Origin of the sequence: Paenibacillus amylolyticus (assembly GCF_047302515.1) — a bacterium.
In the GTDB taxonomy this organism is placed as follows: domain Bacteria; phylum Bacillota; class Bacilli; order Paenibacillales; family Paenibacillaceae; genus Paenibacillus; species Paenibacillus amylolyticus_G.
The window spans coordinates 2,351,775-2,370,474 of the sequence record NZ_CP168019.1 but is presented as its reverse complement, the minus strand read 5'-3'; the positions used below and the strand labels follow the sequence as shown (position 1 = coordinate 2,370,474).

10 protein-coding genes are annotated in these 18,700 nt (G+C 44.7%); 7 read left to right on the top strand and 3 right to left on the bottom strand.

Going from position 1 to position 18,700, the window contains the following annotated elements; all coding sequences use genetic code 11:
* Positions 1–314: 314 nt before the first annotated feature.
* The 6 genes from ACDJ59_RS10150 (at position 315) to ACDJ59_RS10125 (ending at position 13,553) form a co-directional block, all read left to right on the top strand.
* Complete coding sequence (locus tag ACDJ59_RS10150; RefSeq protein WP_413408707.1) at positions 315–1,832, top strand: histidine kinase; 1,518 nt, start codon at positions 315–317, stop codon at positions 1,830–1,832.
* Entirely contained in the window at positions 1,832–3,442 is a 1,611-nt protein-coding gene (locus ACDJ59_RS10145) for a response regulator (protein WP_413408706.1), read from the top strand. Before ACDJ59_RS10150 ends, ACDJ59_RS10145 begins: the two co-directional genes overlap by 1 nt.
* A gap of 96 nt (positions 3,443–3,538) precedes the next feature.
* Entirely contained in the window at positions 3,539–5,770 is a 2,232-nt protein-coding gene (locus ACDJ59_RS10140; protein ID WP_413408705.1) for an FAD-dependent oxidoreductase, read from the top strand.
* Positions 5,771–5,786: 16 nt separating this feature from the next.
* Positions 5,787–6,995 (top strand): GDSL-type esterase/lipase family protein, encoded by a 1,209-nt coding sequence (locus tag ACDJ59_RS10135; protein WP_413408704.1) that lies wholly within the window; start codon positions 5,787–5,789, stop codon positions 6,993–6,995.
* Between the two features lie 307 nt (positions 6,996–7,302).
* On the top strand, positions 7,303–12,327 hold the full coding sequence (locus ACDJ59_RS10130) for a hypothetical protein (protein ID WP_413408702.1): 5,025 nt from the start codon (positions 7,303–7,305) through the stop codon (positions 12,325–12,327).
* Between the two features lie 338 nt (positions 12,328–12,665).
* On the top strand, positions 12,666–13,553 hold the full coding sequence (locus ACDJ59_RS10125) for a cation diffusion facilitator family transporter (RefSeq protein WP_413408700.1): 888 nt from the start codon (positions 12,666–12,668) through the stop codon (positions 13,551–13,553).
* 127 nt (positions 13,554–13,680) lie between these two features.
* Here the strand turns inward: ACDJ59_RS10125 and ACDJ59_RS10120 are convergent, their stop codons facing one another.
* The 3 genes from ACDJ59_RS10120 to ACDJ59_RS10110 form a co-directional block, all read right to left on the bottom strand.
* Positions 13,681–14,151, bottom strand: a complete 471-nt coding sequence (locus ACDJ59_RS10120; RefSeq protein WP_413408699.1) for a ferritin-like domain-containing protein — start codon at positions 14,149–14,151, stop codon at positions 13,681–13,683.
* A 106-nt stretch (positions 14,152–14,257) separates the two neighbouring features.
* On the bottom strand, positions 14,258–14,698 hold the full coding sequence (locus ACDJ59_RS10115) for a hypothetical protein (RefSeq protein WP_413408698.1): 441 nt from the start codon (positions 14,696–14,698) through the stop codon (positions 14,258–14,260).
* Between the two features lie 471 nt (positions 14,699–15,169).
* Positions 15,170–16,531: an alkaline phosphatase gene (locus ACDJ59_RS10110; RefSeq protein ID WP_413409766.1), complete on the bottom strand. Its 1,362-nt coding sequence runs from the start codon at positions 16,529–16,531 to the stop codon at positions 15,170–15,172.
* A 353-nt stretch (positions 16,532–16,884) separates the two neighbouring features.
* Between ACDJ59_RS10110 and ACDJ59_RS10105 the strand changes: the two genes are divergently transcribed.
* Positions 16,885–18,699, top strand: a complete 1,815-nt coding sequence (locus ACDJ59_RS10105) for a family 43 glycosylhydrolase (protein ID WP_413408697.1) — start codon at positions 16,885–16,887, stop codon at positions 18,697–18,699.
* Position 18,700 lies beyond the last annotated feature (1 nt).

Below are 18,700 nucleotides of genomic sequence, written 5' to 3'. Positions count from 1 at the left end.
AATAAACGAAGAGAGAGTGGCTATTCGTAGCCCCTCTCTTTATTAGCATATGCTATTCTTAGTTTAAAACCGAACTAAAAGGAAGATGATGGATGCGAAGAAGAATCAGCTTGCCTTTAAAATTATTTTTTATCGTATTTGCCTTTGTATTAGGCTGCATCATCTTGATAAGCCAATTATCTTATCGCTATGTCCAAAAGGAAATAAGAACCAATGACATTTTTTACACCAATCAAATATTAGACAAGGTTGACCAGTATTTCACCGTTAATTTTTCCTCCTTCCAGACGATTCTCTTCTCAGTCGAAACATCAGTGAAAGCCAACATTAACAATACCGAAGTGATAAAAAAGCAATTAAGAGAGCTGTATGAACTCAACAGTATTTATGTCAGTAATATATATTTGATCAAAAGCGATTTATCCATTCTGGGCGGAAGTACACCTACTCGAATATTCGATGAACCTTTATCTGAAAGAGCACCTTTATTTGATGCGGCTGACAAAAATAGAAGGACTACCTTTGTTAGTGAACCTTACAAATCGAAGTATTCCGGCTGGACCGTTACGATGGTTCGATATCTGAACGGTGCTCCGTTTCCTATGGCCATTGCGGTTGATTTGGATCTAAATGCCATTGAAGAAACCTTGTTTAAGATTAATAAACAGGAACAAATGAATCTGGCTCTGATCACTGCGTCAGGTAAGATCATTGCCGGATTTTCTGAAAATAAAGGACCCCTTAGTATTCAAGATCATACATTTTCAATCGGAGAGACGTCAGCGGAAGAAATTTTGGATACGTCAGAAACCACCCTTCAAGTGCATACGAAGGATGGCACTCCGGTCTCCCTTTTGAAAAAACCAACGGAGAAATTCAACTGGACCATTGTCTCCGTTAATGATGAATCACGCTTGAAAGCAGCTTTGTCCAGATTGGAAACCTATTATATTGAGCTTCTCGCTGCAGGTCTTCTTTTAAGTTTGTTCATTTCTTTTTTGGTTGCCAAATATATAAGAAAACCACTTTATACGCTCAAAACAAAAATGAAGCAGGTGGAACAAGGCATCCTCACAACGACAGTAACGATTAATCGAAACGATGAGTTTGGCGATCTTTCACGAGCATTCGATCGTATGCTTCAGCAGATTGTTGAACTGATTCGCCGAGCCGAGCTTCATAATGAACTTGAGCGGAAGTTGGAAATTCAGGTGTTACAGTCTCAAATTAACCCTCATTTTCTGTATAACACACTTGGTTCGATCAGCAATGTAATACGTCTCGGACAAATAGAGAAAGTAGATGTGGTGATCGGGTCACTCATTTCATTATTGGAATATGGGATAGATGATGCATCAGAGAAGGTTTCCCTACGCCAGGAATTACGCAATGTAGCAGACTATATCGAGATCCAGAACATCCGGTATAACCGAAACTTCCACTTGATTGAAGATATCGAAGCAGGGTTAATGGATTTTCCGGTTTTCCGAATGCTGCTGCAACCCCTTGTGGAGAATAGTATCTTCCATGGTTATAACGGAGGGGGAATTGAGGGGCCTATTACGATTCATGCGTACAGGGAGGACGGCATCGTCATCATTGAAGTTGTTGATCAAGGTGAGGGAATCCCAGCTGATAAAATAAAACATATTTTAATCTCAGAACCGAGTGAAGAGGAAGTGAAAAGGAAAAGAATCGGACTGAACAATATTCATGGGCGAATAAGACTCCACTACGGAGATCAATTCGGGCTGGATATCATTAGCATACCTAAGGAAATAACCCGTATACGCGCTGTATTCCCGGCAGAATTGCCAAAAGGAGATGCATAATGGGGAGAGACTATACCTGCTTCATTGTTGACGATGAAGACCTGATCATTCAACGATTGGAATTGTTTTTTAATGAACTCTCTCACAGGGATAGACGTTTTGTTCTGGTGGGCAAAGCGAATAATGGGCTGAATGGGATCGAGGAGATCATAAAACTTAAACCGGATATCGTTATATCTGATATTGTAATGCCGCGAATGGACGGAATCTCCATGATTGAGCAGCTCAAGGCGGAGCTCCCCCATACCCAATACATACTGCTGACCGCCTATTCATCCTTCGAATACGCTCAGCGAGCGATTCAAGCCAACGTATTGGAGTACATTGTAAAGGTTCCACTACGGGAAGCTGATTTGAATCGAGCGTTGGATAAGGCAGCCGGAATTTTAAATGAGTTTGAGAAAAAAGAGGCGGAATTCCACTCGTTAAACGTATCCGTGCTTGAAAATAAATACAGAGTCCGCAAGCAATTTTTTAACGAATTAATCCGAGGTGAAATTCCTTCTCATCGGGCATCGGATTTTGCCAATCGCATGCAGTTTCATTTCTTTCAAGCCAACTATTGCTGCTTCATCGTTGAGATGAATACGTATGAAAGTTTCCGAAACGAATACGCGGCCACAGATCAAAATATCTTGAAGTATGCGATAACAAATATCATCGAAGAAACGGTGATGAATGGTAGCAGTGGCGTAGCTGCGGATCTGTCCGATAATCGTTTTATTGGCTTTTTATCTTGGGAAAATAACCGCAGTGATATGGAAACGGAATATGCTTGCCTATCTTTGGGAGGGCAGATCATCTCTCATTTGCATCAATATTTGAATAAAAGGGTATCTGTCGCTTTTGGAAGTCCGCACCGAGGCTGGGAATCGATCAAACAGGCGTACACGGAAGCTAAAAATGTGAGTGAGGATTTCTATTATCATACCGAAAAAGTCGTAAAAACACCGATGCATCGGTTCCAATACCATAATGACAAAAAAGCAGACTTTCAGCAGAAGCTTGCTGATTTTCTTATACGCCTGAAGAGGAAGATTTCCAAGGAAGAGCTGGACAATGCACTTGCCGATCTGTCGCAATTTGTTACCGACCATAAAATCCACAAGTCCATCATGGTGCCAATGATTAGAGACTTGTACAGAGACATTACCTTGAAATTTAAATCGGGGAATAAAATGGCCACGGAAGTTCCAGATTTCCCCATGGAATTTATGGCTTTTCAGGAGCAGCTCGCTTATATTGGCGACTTCACATTCGAATACGTGCATGCGGGCCAACTGTTACATCGTGAAGAAATTATGAGTGCTATGCATTATATAGAGACAAACCTGAAACAACGCTTAACGCTGGAAGCAATTGCGGAGGAAGTGAATTTAGCACCATCGTATTTTAGTAGCTTATTCAAAAAAACAATGAACGAAGGTGTTATTAGCTACATTAACCGTAAAAAAATCCATCTCGCCCTCGAGTTGTTAAACGGTCGGGATTATTCTTTATTGGAATTGTGCGAGGAAGTAGGTATCGTCAATGAAGGGTACTTTTGCAAACTTTTTAAAGAATATACGGGGGATACACCTAAACAATATCGGATAAAAATGACACGGTAGAAATCCTAATAAGGATACAAAAAATGTATGATTTTTTCGCGAAATCCTGTAAAAAAAAAGGGGCCAAAACCATTACCATGATAGGAGCATCTAATCATGGAGGTTATCAAAATGGAGCTTATGAAAGCAGATGTAACCGTCATAGGTGGAGGAATTGCCGGGATATGTGCTGCCATTGCTGCCGCACGCCAAGGACTCCTGGTTTCACTTATCAATGATCGGCCAGTTCTGGGTGGAAATGCGAGCAGCGAGGTCAGAGTTCATATCAACGGGTCGGCATATCTCGGAAATAGTCCATCCTACTATGCTCGTGAGGGCGGGTTGGTAGAAGAACTCAAACTGAAAATCTTTCATTGCAATCCGTTATATAACAAAAAGCTTATGCTTTCACTTTCGGATACGGTCTTGCTCGACATGGTTTATGATGAGCCCAACATTTCTCTATTTCTCAATACATGTGTACACGAAACGGGCATGGAGAACGGCAGAATACAATGGGTGGAGGGCCTTCAATTAGCTTCCGAAAGAAAATTCCGTTTTGAAAGCCCAACCTATATCGATTGCTCGGGTGATGGAATTGTTGGATATCAAGCAGGTGCTCACTTCCGATGGGGAAGAGAGGCGAAGCATGAATACCAGGAGGAGCTCGCTCCAGAAGTGGCGGATCATTACACCATGGGTGATACGATTCTGTTTCAAGCCCGTGACGTAGACTATTCCGTTCCTTACAAAAGGCCAGGTTTTGCGTATGATATTACGAAGCTGGAGTTTTTTGATAGTATCAGAAAAGGATTAAACCATCGGTCTTTTCCAAGGAAAATCAACGGGCTTGGCGGATTGTGGTGGCTGGAATACGGCGGACATATGGACATTATCAAAAATAATGAAGACATCGCATTGGAACTGCGTAAATTGGTGTACGGGATCTGGGATTATATCAAAAATAGCGGTGAGTTTGATGATGTAGACAATCTCATCCTGGATTATGTATGCCCGATTCCGGGAAAACGGGAGTCGAGGCGGTTTATAGGGGAACACATGCTGTCTCAGAATGATCTTACAACAAAGACTCATTTCGAAGATGCGGTATCCGTCGGAGGCTGGTATATGGATCTGCATGCGAATAAAGGCATCTACGATGAGGGTCCGGCTACAGCGTGGAATTTTGTGCCGGGATTGTATAATATCCCTTTCCGCAGCTTATTTTCACGCAATATTCCTAATCTCATGTTCGCTGGCCGTAATATAAGCGCTACTCATGTGGCCTTTGGGTCTACAAGGGTCATGGCAACCTGTGGTTGTATGGGGCAGGCGGTAGGAACGGCTGCTGCATTATGCGCAAAATATGAGACAGACCCCGCGGCTATAGTCAAAGCCCATATGGGTGAGCTACAGGCGCAGCTGCTTCGAGACGGGCAAACGATTGTAGGCCTCCAAGAGCCGTTAGATCCTTATTTCGCAGACGGATTAACGATTCGTGCCTCATCTCAGCGAAGCTATGAACATCTTCGTCCAACCGAAGAGGCATCCTTGGACAAAGCGTTATGTTTGGTCTTGCCGATTCAGACATCTGTGGTTGAGAGCGTGCAGATCAAAATTAAAAATAGTTCCGAGCATTCGGAAACGCTGCAAGTGAAGCTGTATGGCGGTGATCGGAAGGAAAACTATATTCCCACCAGCGAGCTGAAGGGCTACAACTTGGTGATTTCAGCGGGTCACGATGACTGGATTACACTGGACCTCAGCTGTAAGAAGCCAGAAGACGACAAAATCTACATCGTATTGGAAGGTACGGCGGACCTCACTGTACACAGCAATGAAGAGAAAATGACTGGAGCGGTTAGCTTCCTTTATAGACCGGAAGAGCCTGCCAGGCTGAAGAAACTTAATAAGAGCATTTGCTTCAAAGACCTGATACCATTCCAGGATATGTATAATCCCGCAAATGTCGTCAACGGTTTTTCCAGACCTTATGGTTTGCCGAACAGCTGGATTTCGGAACGTACGGAAGGACAGGAATGGTTGGAATTTGGTTTTGCAAGCCCCAAGAATCTGGATGAAATCCACCTTGTTTTCAATTCGCAGCTGAATTTGGAGCATTTCGACGATCCAATCGAACCATTAATTCAAGATTATGATGTGACCTTAACTTTAGAAGACGGGACCGAGAGTGTAACTAAAGTCCGTGGGAATTATCTTTCGTTGAATAAACATCAGGTGCATGCACAAGCTGTAACCCAAATCCGGTTTGATTTCTGTGCAACGTATGGTTCGCCTTATTATGAAGTGTTTGCTGTAAAACTTTTTGCTCCTAATAACGCTAAGTGAGGGCGGTGAAGTCACAATGAAGGAATTTTTTCCTCGGAGAGGGCTGCCTAATGTCATTCAGAAGTTGGAAAATGGGGAAACCGTGACCATCGTTTATTTTGGCGGCAGTAATACACGTTCGAAAGGATACAGGGTCATGACGGCGGATTGGCTGCGGGGGCAATATCCCAATGCGGATATCCGCTCTGTGAATGCAGGCATTGATGGGACAGGATCGGACCTCGGCTGCGCCCGTTTGGAGACAGATGTACTGAGTCATCAGCCTGATCTTGTGTTTGTTGAATTTGTTGGCAACGATGGCGGAGTTCCCGAATCCAAAGCGCGGATCGAAGGCATTGTCCGACAGATTCGCAAGAGGAGCCGGTTTACCGATATCCTGTTTGTATATACGGTTAAGGAGCGGGATTTGATCTCATTTCAATCCGGCGAATACCAGAAGAGCGCTCTTATGCAAGAGGAAGTCGCCGACTATTACGGCATTCCTTCGATTCATCTGGGCGTAGCGGTCAGTCAATTGGTTTCGGATGGAAAGCTTATTTTTACTTCAAGGGCAGACGTATCCATCCCCGGAGCAGTTATTTTCACGCATGATTCGATCCATCCAACGATCCCCAAAGGACATCAGATTTACACAGATACAATCACCCGGTCGTTTGAGAAAATCAGAGAACTTCGTGATCACGTGGGAAAAGTCGAACATCACTTGCCGCAGGACCCCTTGGTCCCGTCCAATCCTTGGGAGTATGCAACCATGCTGCCACTGGATCGTCTTACTCATTTTTCCGCAGGGTGGTCTTACATGACCCCTGATGATTTTCCTTTAGTGCGTGAGTACGATTGGTTGTTCCCCGGTCTATGGCGAGCAGTTGATGCCGGAGAGACGATCACAGTGGAGTTTGAGGGAACCCACATCGGCTTATTTGATATCGGGGGGCCGGATTCTGGCCGATTGAAGGTGTCGGTGGATGGAGGGGAACCCTTCCTTGTTGATCGATTCACACCCTATAACGATCATAATCGAAATCAATATGTTTTCTTGCCGGAGCTACCAAATGGGAAACATACGGTTCGCTTCGAGATCGGTCACGAGAAGACAGACAAAGCTGTCGTGTTTGAGGCAAGTGGCAATGAACGAGGTATGGAACATGTTCGGCAGCATCCAGCTTGGTATGATCAAACCGTCATTCAGCTTGGAAAGTTGTTATTGGTGCAGCCGCCTTTATAATTGATTAGTCCTCTTGGAACACTTGGAAGACCTATATTCTATCTGACTGCAACTGAGCAATCAATTAGGATGTAGGTTTCTTTTTTTACTTAAAATCGTATAAGAAATTCTTAAAATGAAAGAAATTTCACCGTCATGTAACATGCTAAGATAAAAACGACAGAGCGGAATTAGACAGAAGGGGAAGGTTAATTGCTTTTTTACAATCATTTGAGCAAAAGGCAATGCATTTATGGAAGCGTTATCATTTTAAGGAGAGGCTGTGAATTGTATGGTCAAAAGGAAGCTGTTTTTCTTCATCGTTTTCATGTTGACGGTCGTAGTTCCTTCCAGCCTGATCGGAACAAGGACCGCTTATGCGGAGACCTTACCTTATCAGACGATTATCATCGATGACGGGAGTATCAAGATCAATGATGTTGTGACACTTGATGCGGGTAATGAGAACAATGGATATGTGGCTCCAAATTGGACTACAAGCACAGGGGTGAAGGGGTATGATCTTTCCAGCACCAAATATACGAGTACAGCAGGCAGAACGATAACATGGAATCCACGCTTGGAAGCAGGAACGGCGAAAATATCGTTCTATAAGCTGGATTGGGCGGATAAGGCTGATAGCAATGTAAAAATCGAGATTGTTCATAATGGAACAACGGATGTAGTCTATATGGATCTAAGACCCTCATCTGGTGCTCCAGCAGGGTGGGTTGATTTGGGAGAGTACTATTTTTCTGGAGTTGGTGAAGAATTTGTTCAATTGACCCGGTCTACCGGCACCACAAACACGATCCTTACGCGCGCGGATGCGGTCAAGTTCGAAGGGAATATAACGCAGAAAGAGCCACATAAGACAATCATCATTGATGATGGGAGCCTCACAATTGATCATGTCGTTACGGTTGATTCAGGCAACGTCAGTAACGGGTTCTCCGCTCCTTATTGGACGACAAGTGCAGGAGTGAAGGGATACAATAATTCCAGTTCCAAATTTACAGACGCTGTAGGTAGAAGCATCACCTGGAATCCACGCTTGGAAGCAGGGACGGCGAGAATATCGTTCTATAAGCTGGATTGGGCGGATAAAGCAGATAGTAATGTGAAAATTGAGATTGTTCATAACGGGATTACGGATGTTAAGTTTATGGATCTTAGACCTTCGTCAGGTCCATCGGTTGGATGGGTGGATCTGGGGGAGTATGAGTTTAGTGGTGATGATAGCGAATTTGTCAGGCTGACTCGAACGCAGCCTTCTACGGGTACAATTATTACGCGGGCTGATGCAGTCAAGTTCGAGGGGAATATCCGACAACAAGCACCACCGCTCTCCCCGTTAAGAAGCCGTACCTTAGCGAATCTCAGTTACACAGAGAAAGGCAGCATCGAAAATGATAACTATAAGGCGACCTTTTATGAAGCGGCATGGGATGGGGGCAAATCCATCGTTCGTGACATGTTCTACAAAAACACGGAGACAGGGAACTGGGTCCCAATCAATAATGAATCGGAAAGACTTGAGGAGCAATGGGTTTTATTGGATGGGAATGCGGGCAGCCGAACCAATTACTACGATACGATGAACAAACGCTGGATTACATTCGACGGGGTCCATTTTCCAGACAGCCAGACGGCGGTATTAACCGATTCTACGCATGGCAGTGATTACGATTTTGAAGTGAACTGGTCCATGGCAGGGGATAAACCAGATGTTTCTTTTGCCTTTACACCTCGCCGCGACGGCAATTATGTGATTGGATATCAGTCCTTCACAACAGAGGCAGTCTCAGGCATCAATGAAGTGTTAAATGGATTCAGGTCACATGCCAAAATGGTAGGTACGGTGGAATCAACAAGTTTAAGAGAGCTGAGCGCTCCGATGAGCCTGGTTGAGAAAAATGATGGTTCAGGAAATCCATTGACGTATGGCGTATTTGTACCTTCGGCAGAGCTTCCGGTTGAATTTGAACCGACGGGAGGTGTTACAAAACAACGGCTTGGCATGAGCCTGGTCAACAACGAAGGCAGCGTGCAGCCCATCCTGTATGCGCCTCAATTAGGGACTTATTCGCAAATGACCGCAGAAAGTACCTATCAATTTCATATGGGGCTAATCGCTCAAAAAAGCAATCTGTATGAGTCCTACGCGGATATTCTTCGCAATGAGTACGATTATTCAGCATACCGCGAAAATGTGTCAGAGTCGCTTACTGACGCGATGTTTAATATGATCGATTTGCTTAAGATTGAGCCGCAAGGAGACGACTCTGTTAATTATGTTCCGTCACCCAGCGGGTGGTGGAGCCGTGCCAAGGGTTTTATCGATATCGAAAACGAGGATAGCGTCCGAACAAGCTCAAATGCGGTTCTTTTGGGGGCTTACTATTTGACTGGAGATGACCAGCTATACGATACGAGAGCACTGCCGTCCGTCCAGTATGGCGTATCGCGAAACGGTATCGGTTGGTCGCCAACGCAGAAAAAAGTATACGGTGTGCCTTCGTTATGGAAAATGGCTACTCTGCCGTTTGATGTTTCAAGTGTCACCGCTGTTCACCAGATGATGGGCACTACAGCTGGTATTGGGGCGCTGGCACAGGAAGAATACCTCGTACGTGACCCGGATCAGAAAGACCGCGGGCCTGTCATTCAGCCCCTGATGATGTATCGTATGACGGGAGAGGCGCAGTATTTGCAAGCTGCGAAAGATGCAGCCGATAGTTATATCACGCAACATATCGATACGCCTGCATCCATCGATGTGAGTAAAAATGAGTTCATTTATTATTATAGCAAGCTGTGGATGGAGATCTTGGAGTTATATGAGGAAACGCAGGATCCCAAATACTTGAATGCCGCTTATAAGGAAGCCAAACGGTATGCAACCATGTTTGTTGCTCGCCCGGTTCCTGAAGGTAACGTTACGATTCCTCAGCCTGAGACGTATAATTATGCGGAGTCGTTCCATTGGCCGGAAAGTGGTAAATTTCAATATCCTAGGCTCAAGCTTCCCGAAGATATAGCCGGAGGTGTTCAAGCGGAGCGTTGGCTTGTTTCACCGAGCGGATTGACATTTGAAGCAGGAAGTACAACCGGTTATTATCGGATGAATGCTCAGGAAGCTCCATTCATGCTGAGATTGTCGCTCTATACGGGGGATGAACTGCTGCAGGATATTGCTCATAATGCGGTTATTGGACGATATTCCAGTTATCCAGGTTATTACTATAAAGGCTTCGCCGTTAGCCAACTTGAACCGGATTTTCCTCTGGAAGGCCCAAGCGGGGCTACATCCATCTATTATCACCATATCCCGGGGCAGCTCGGGCAAACGATGGATTATTTGATCAGCGAACAATCGTTGAAATCAAACGGGAGTATTACGTTTCCTTCCGTTTTTGAAACGAATTTTTTATGGTTTAAATATCATCTCTATGGGAATAAACCAGGGCAATTTTATGGTAATTCGGACGTTTGGCTCTGGATGCCCAAGGGGATTATTAAGACCAATCATCCTCAATTGAATTGGATAACGGGTGAGAGCAGGGATAAATTCTACATCGGGTTAAGCAACGCATCTTCAGAAGAAGTTCAGACTCCAATTGAATTGAATGAACATATCATTGGATTCAACCCGGCACAGGACTACACCGTAACGATCGTCCGCGACAATGGTACACCAGAGCAAGCAGTTATGAGTGGCGGAATCATTCAAGCCACGGTTTCAGGCAAGGGCATCACCGCGATCATTGTAGAAGGACTTAACATTAATGTGCCGCTGCATCAGGTCAGAACGGCTGATACATCGGATGCAAGCTATTTTTTCGACATCCACAGTCCAATCGATGCGGTCAAAGGCATGCTGATGGTTAAGCCCGACGAAACGGTCTATGATGCTTATGTGCAGGCCAAAACGACGAAACCAGCGACAATCCATTATTCCTTGGATGGCGGGGCCACGTACACGACCATCCCAGATACGATATATCCGATGGAATGGTCGATACGGGTGAATGATCTATCCCAAACCTTCACGTATTACGTGGAATCGGAGGGGAAACAGACCCGTAAACGGACACTCTATCTGCCGGATCAGGTATCGGAAACTCCACTCCAACCCGATGGGCAGGATAGTTCAACCATCATCGTGGATAATACGGAGGCGGAGACAGAAGGGGTCTGGATAAGGGATACGACAGCTAACGATTATTATTATGATAACTACGTGTATGCCAAATCTACGACCGGCACAGCGACAAGCAAAATGAGATGGCGGCCTGAGCTGCCGGAAAGTGTCACTTACAGTGTGTATTACAAGATTCCGCAAATCACCACTGCGAGTGAAAATTGGGCAACAAATGCCTCGTTTACCGTTTATTATAGCGGAGGCTCCGATACGGTTACTGTTGATGCGACAACGGCGAATGGTACTTGGGTGCACCTGGGGGATTATCCTTTTGCTGCAGGCGATAGCGGGTACGTGGAACTAACCAATAAGGCCAACAAGTCCAGAGTCGTTGCCGATGCAATCATGTGGGTGGACCCAAACAGGGTACCGCAATTGGAGTCTGCTGTGATCCTGTCCGATCGGAACGAACTGCAGATGACTCAAACCGCACAACTGACCGTAACCGGTTATTTGGATAACGGTTTGGTCGGTGATCTAACACAGGCCGATGTGCAGTATTTCGTTGATCGTACGGATCTGGCCGAAGTGAATAGCAGTGGGTTGTTGACTCTTCTTAATCTCGATGGGAACACGGATCACATTGAGGTATGGGCTACTGTTACGATTGACGGAGTGACCTTAACCACACCACCTTTGAACATCTCGATCAGGGACCTAACGGTTATCGTCGATAGTACAAATACAACGGGGTTATACACGACAGAAGGGTCGTGGAGCCAAAGCAATTTAGCCGGATACAAAATTGGGGTTAAATCCCGCTATTCAACAGTTCAAGGCTCATCAGCAACGTGGAAAGGCCAGTTCCCAGAGGGGAAATATACGGTCTCGATCTATAAACTCGTCCATACGACCGCAAACGATAACAATGTCAAAGTGGAAGTGAAACATAAAACGGGTACCGAGATCACCTATATAGATGCAACAGTCGGCTCATCGGGTTGGGTTAATCTGGGAACGTTCGACTTTACGGGTGACGGCAGCGAGTATGTCCGGTTAACCAGAGTTACACCTACAACGGTAGACCCTCCAACGCTTCCTGCGGATATGATCTATACGAGGGTTGACGCGGTTATGTTCGAACGGCATTCTGATGATTCGGAGCTGCTTGCCAATGAGGTGCAAGGTGAACCGACACTTTCTGATTGAGGGCAGTGATTTATGAATGAAAGTGGAACAACGGTAAGTGATGTTATACAAATGATTGTAAAATAATGCTAAGAGCCGAGTGGATCAAAACGATCCATTCGGCTCTTTATGTCTAAGTGCAAGAAAGTGTGGTTACAAGGGAAGGCAGTCGGCCACCTTCCTCTTACCACCCATTAATCACTTAAGTTTGCCAAATCCAACTTTTTTGGATTCTTGTAAAAAAATTGCCGCGTTCAGATTATGTTTCGTCACACTCAAAACGTTTCTCTAGACCCACACAAATCTTCAATGGTACCATCATACACGTGCTTGAATTGAAGATTGCAGGAGGATATCATGTGGATCAACTTAAATACGATAATCTAAAGCTGGGGGAGCGCGGAGCTATCATCAGCATTATCGCCTACATATGTTTGACCGTATTAAAACTGATCGTTGGCAATATGGCCGGATCAGAAGCGCTCAAGGCGGATGGATTAAACAATGCCACCGATATTGTGGCCTCAATAGCTGTACTGATCGGTTTGAAGCTTGCCCAACGCCCAGCCGACACAGATCATACATATGGTCACTGGAGAGCAGAGACCGTTGCGTCACTTGTTGCTTCTTTCATTATGATGGCAGTAGGTTTACAAGTACTGTTTCAAGCCATTGGTTCTGTGTTTCAGGGTAAACATGAATCTCCGGATATCATCGCTGGGTACACAGGCATTTTCTGCGCAGTTATCATGTATCTGGTCTATCGCTATAACAAGAGACTTGCTACTCGTATTAAAAGTCAGGCAGTCATGGCTGCAGCTCGAGATAATATCTCCGATGCCTGGGTGAGCACCGGTACGGTCATTGGGATCGCGGGTTCCCAGTTCGGCCTCCCATGGCTGGACCCTGTAACGGCTGTCATTGTAGGTTTCCTGATCTGCAAGACCGCTTGGGACATTTTCAAGGAAGCCACACATCATCTGACGGATGGTTTTGATGTTGAACTGATTCAGGAGTACAAAAAAACGATTGCCGGAATTGACAGCGTAGAGACAGTTAAAGACGTGAGAGCGCGGAACTATGGCAATAACGTTGTAGTAGACGTTGTCATAACAGTTGATGCTGAGCTGGATCTTCAACAAGCACACGATATCTGTACAGACGTGGAGAACGAGTTAATTGAGGAACATGACGTATACACCGTTCACGTTCATGTGGAACCTGATACGTTGGAAGAGTGCATTTAAACTCAGGATTATAAAAGAGCGACTCGGCAAAGCAAAAAAACCAGTGAGCTTTACTCATTCACTGGTTTTTCGTTGATTTCAATTGTTCATCATTAAAAAATACGCGTGTTATTTATCCCATACATGACTATCTCGGCAAATTGTAGGTAATCAGATTGTTATATTTATCGGCATGTTTCTGTTCGTCCAGGATGATTCCCCACACCGTGTCTTTATATATGCCATACGGGAGACCAAACCATATTTTTCTATACTTTTCCACGGCGGCCAATTCACCCTGAAACGCCTTTTGCAGTCCGCCGAGATAAGAGGTGACCGTCTCAACTGGCTCACTGTTTACGCCCGAAATCTCCTGACCTGTCAGATCCTTGTACATTTGGCGGAACATTTGATTATGTCCGCGTTCATCATTGCGGATGCTCGTGATGATGGTAGCCTGATTGGCATCGGGTGACAACTGAATCAGGGAATCATAGAACATCTCATCGTTTCGTTCTCCCTGTACAGCCGTTTTGATTAATTCAAGTGCTTCGACTGATGATGTTGCCCATACCGGAGTAAAAGTATACCTGTAACCATAAGGATATGCCACATACATTACGAATCCCTCCAAGACCAATATGAGTTAAGATATGCACGTATGCCCATCAGCGTTAACGCATATCATCTGTCCCACCTTATTAGTCGAAAGCTTCAGTGAAACTTCACTTCGTATACCTCAATAGTTTACTGTAACCATAAGCAAGAAAAAATGGCAGGAGGTATGACAAAAAGGTCCCAATAATGTTCCATCCATTAAAATAAATGACATGCCCCATCATTTTGGCAAACCATTCAATGACTGTCAGCGACAATGATGCAACTAGGATCGCCAACCATGGCCCGGCACCTTTGACTATAATGGCATACATCATCAAACAGCCGGCAATCGGATAGACCCCCAGATCCATTGGAAGAGCAGCCAAGGATTGATTATGAGTATTCGGAAGAATATTCCAGAAGTAATTAAACCCGATATTGTTGATGGATGCTGAAATAGCCACACCAAGTGGATAATATAGAATAAGGATTGTAAAGTTCCGACGCAGAATCCATACACCCAATATAATGGGAATGACCATACCCAACAGAATGTTTCCTAACATGCAATTCTCCTCCAAAGCTTGTTACTTCTATAGCTCACAATAAGCTGCATCACTCCGTTGTCTTCTCCTCCAGAAGGCGATCCACCTTATCTGTCAGTGCATCCAATTTTTTATCATAATGCTTGTACGTATAGAATCCAATGACGGCTTTAACTGCAAAAAAGAGCACTGCAGCAATGACAATGAGAATATAATTGTGGCTAATCTGCCTTAACCAATCGTTAACTGCATTTATCGGATTTCTCTCCCTTCAATGCAAGCGGTTTTGTATAAGGTAACCAAATCCATGGGATATAATGCATATCAGCAAATTCGGAACAGGCATGCTCTTGCATCCGTCTGGCATCGTACGCCTTACTCGAAGTGAATGGACACTAAATGGCATATCAATAAGGATTTTATGAAAAAAATCCCTTCTCTTCGGATGAAAGAAGAGAAGGGATGATCGTAAACTACTGAATTATTGTCGAATTACTGGTGCTTGCTGAGAATATCAAATATGATCTTGGCATTATCTGTGTTGTCGATCAAACCGGCGAAGCGATGACTTGCCGGACCGTAGGCATAGACCGGAACATCTTCACCTGTATGTCCACCTGTTGTCCAGCCGGTAAATGAACGGTTATCAATAATCGCTTCAATAGCATTATCAATCTTTGTTACATCCGCACTTTTGGCTGCTTCGTTCACCGATTGAATGTCTTCAGGTTTCAACTCCAGTTTGAGATAACTTTTCAGTGTTTCTTCAACCGAAGCACCTTTCGCAATTTTTGATGCCATGAAGTCAGGTGTGCGCAGTGCAGCTTTGATCGGGTCTACGAAGAAGTTGTACTCTCCGTCTTTTCCAAGCGTAAGTCCACCTGTGGAGTGGTCGGCAGTAGCTACGACAAGTGTTTCACCGTCTTTTTTGGCAAAATCAATAGCTGCCTGAAATGCTGCTGCGAAATCTTCCATTTCACTCATCGCACCAACGATATCATTATCATGTCCTGCCCAGTCGATCTGGCTGCCTTCGACCATTAGAAAGAATCCTTTGTCGTTCGAACTGAGGCGATCAATCGCTGTATTGGTCATCTCAGCCAATGATGGAGTTGCAGCAGTACGATCAATCAACTTGTCCAGACCTCCGTCCGCAAACAGTCCAAGCACTTGTTGATTCTTATCGGCAAGGAGAGAGGAACGATCCGTCACATAACTGAATCCGGCCTTCTGGAACTCCTTCGTCAGGTCACGACCCTCGCGTACAAAATTGGATTTCCCTCCACCCAGAAGTACATCCACCTTATGCTTGCCATTAATCAACTCATCATAATAATCGTCGGCAATTGCATCCATATTTTTTCGACTGATATCATGGGCACCAAATGCAGCTGGTGTGGCATGAGTGATCTCCGATGTAGCCACGAGTCCCGTGGACTTGCCGTTTTCTTTGGCCTGCTCAAGTACCGTTTTGACTTCCTTCTGCTCAGGGTCAACCGCAATGGCCGCATTGTATGTTTTCACGCCCGCCGACATAGCCGTTGCTGCGGAAGCGGAATCCGTTACATTTTGTTTATCATCATCCGGATAGGTCATTTGTGCCCCAACAAGATAAGGGTCGAATACGGTTTTGTCCATGCCCTTTGTCGAAGGATCATCTTTCATATAACGGTAGGCTGAAGTATAAGAGGTCCCCATGCCATCCCCAATGAGGAAGATGATATTCTTGATTTGTTTTTTCTCCACACTTACAGCTTGAACGGCACTTGCTTGTCCGGCGGACAAGAGAGTAGAAGCCGATACAGCCAGAGTCAGCGCTACCGCTGGTAATACTCTTTTGGATAATTTCACAATGATTCCTCCTCGTAATATCTCAAAAACAAAATGAATCCATGAATCTATATTCATTTGTTCATCATTAAGAAGATTAGCATTTATATGTAAATGAAAACCAAGAATTATGTATACCTGAGGTAAAATAAACAAATACGGCGATAACTTTATTTCTTTGCATGAGGAGCAAGTTAAGGTTTCCAATCAGGGCAAAATGTTTCCGGCGAAAGATTCACATGATCTGCAACATACGAGATTACAAAAATATACTCATTCTGCTATTTTTGAAGTATGATACAACATAAGTAGAACGCTTTCATTTTTATATTACTATTAGTATAACATCAATTTCATTTTCAGGAGGCTCTTTACCATTGACCAAAACAACTCCAAATTATGATGGGTATCTCTTTGTACATTTTATTGGCGAACAACCAGACGGAGAGCAGGTTTATTTCTCCTATAGCGAGGATGGTCTTCACTGGAAGGATCTTAATGGAGGCTCACCTGTGCTGTTTTCCGACCTTGGAGAAAAGGGGGTACGGGACCCGTTTCTGGTTCGTTCAGTCAAGGATAAAAATTTTTATCTGATTGCTACGGATCTCCGCATCGCAAGCGGCAAAGGATGGACTCATGCCGTTAATGCCGGGAGCCGTGACGTAATCGTATGGGAATCCAGCGATCTCTTAAACTGGTCATCCCCATGGAACGTTACACTAGGTGTTGAGGGCGCTGGATGTGTCTGGGCACCAGAAGCTGTGTATGATGAAATGGCAGATGAGTTTCTTGTATTCTGGGCTTCTGCGACGCAGGAACCTCAGGAGCAAGAACGAAAGCAAAAAATATACAGTGCTCGTACAAAAGACTTTCGTACGTTTTCTGCATCGGAAAAATACATTGAGCGGGATAATCATATTATTGATACAACGATTCTTCCTGCAGATGGCTCTTATTATCGATACTCCAAGGATGAAACAACCAAAAACATACGGGTAGAAAAAGGAGACTCTCTCGACAAAGGGGCATTTGTTACGCTTCAAGCTCCGGTACTGGAGGCTATGGCAGGTGTGGAGGGACCTCAAATCTTTAAATTCAATGACCGGGAGGAATGGTGCCTGATTGTTGATCGATTTGCTGAAGGCAAGGGTTATCTTCCTCTGCTGACTACAGATCTGGGAAGTGGAGACTTCCGAATCGTCCCTGATGGTGAATTCGATATGGGATCAACTCAAAAGCGTCATGGAAGTGTCCTGCCAATCACAGCTGAGGAGTGCAGCCTGCTTCTCGCGGCTTTTGGAGATGGTCATCAGGTGCTTCCCGGACAATATGCCGATCCTGATATCGCACAGTTTGGGGATCGTTACTATATGTATCCAACAACAGATGGCTTCGAGGGGTGGTCAGGGACACAATTCAAGGTGTTTTCTTCTTCAGACCTGAAGCATTGGCAAGATGAAGGTGTCATCCTTGATCTGGGAACAGAGGATGTCACTTGGGCAACCGGTAATGCCTGGGCACCGGCAATTGCCAGCCGAAACGGAAAGTTCTATTTTTATTTCTGTGGCAAAATGCTGAACGGCGAGAGTGCCATTGGCGTTGCTGTAGCAGATACACCGATTGGTCCATTCCTGGCCGAGTCACAGCCTTTAATCACAATGGAGCAGTTGAAACGTCTGGGCATCACCATGGGTCAGGCCATTGATCCCTCCATCTATGTCGAAGAGGATGGAAGAACGTATCTGCTATTTGGTAATGGACATGCTGCCATTGTGGAGCTTGGTGAAGACATGATAAGTGTCGTTGAGGACACAATGAGCAATCTGGCGGGCTTGCATGATTTTCGTGAGGCGGTAGCCGTGTTGAAGCAGGGTGGACTATACCACTTTACATGGTCCTGTGATGACACAGGTAGCGAAGACTATCATGTGAATTATGGTACGGCAGAGCAATTATATGGTCCAATTACCTATCGATACCCAATCCTGAGCAAAAATGTGGAGAAGGGCATGCTGGGAACAGGTCATCACTGTATCTTTAATGAAAATGAAACCGGTCAACTACGGATTGCCTATCACCGTTTTGTAACGCCACTATCCAGATTTTCATCTGGAAAGGGGTATCACCGCGAAATATGTATGGAGCCGATTCTTTTTGGTAAGGACGGACTGATTCAGCCGGTCATACTCTAAC

Excerpts from the sequence above, each read along its gene's own strand:
- ACDJ59_RS10140 (WP_413408705.1), top strand. The coding sequence starts at position 3,539 with ATGGAGGTTATCAAAATGGAGCTTATGAAAGCAGATGTAACCGTCATA.
- ACDJ59_RS10120 (WP_413408699.1), bottom strand. The coding sequence starts at position 14,151 with ATGTATGTGGCATATCCTTATGGTTACAGGTATACTTTTACTCCGGTA.
- ACDJ59_RS10145 (WP_413408706.1), top strand. The coding sequence starts at position 1,832 with ATGGGGAGAGACTATACCTGCTTCATTGTTGACGATGAAGACCTGATC.
- ACDJ59_RS10130 (WP_413408702.1), top strand. The coding sequence starts at position 7,303 with ATGTTGACGGTCGTAGTTCCTTCCAGCCTGATCGGAACAAGGACCGCT.
- ACDJ59_RS10115 (WP_413408698.1), bottom strand. The coding sequence starts at position 14,698 with ATGTTAGGAAACATTCTGTTGGGTATGGTCATTCCCATTATATTGGGT.
- ACDJ59_RS10135 (WP_413408704.1), top strand. The coding sequence starts at position 5,787 with ATGAAGGAATTTTTTCCTCGGAGAGGGCTGCCTAATGTCATTCAGAAG.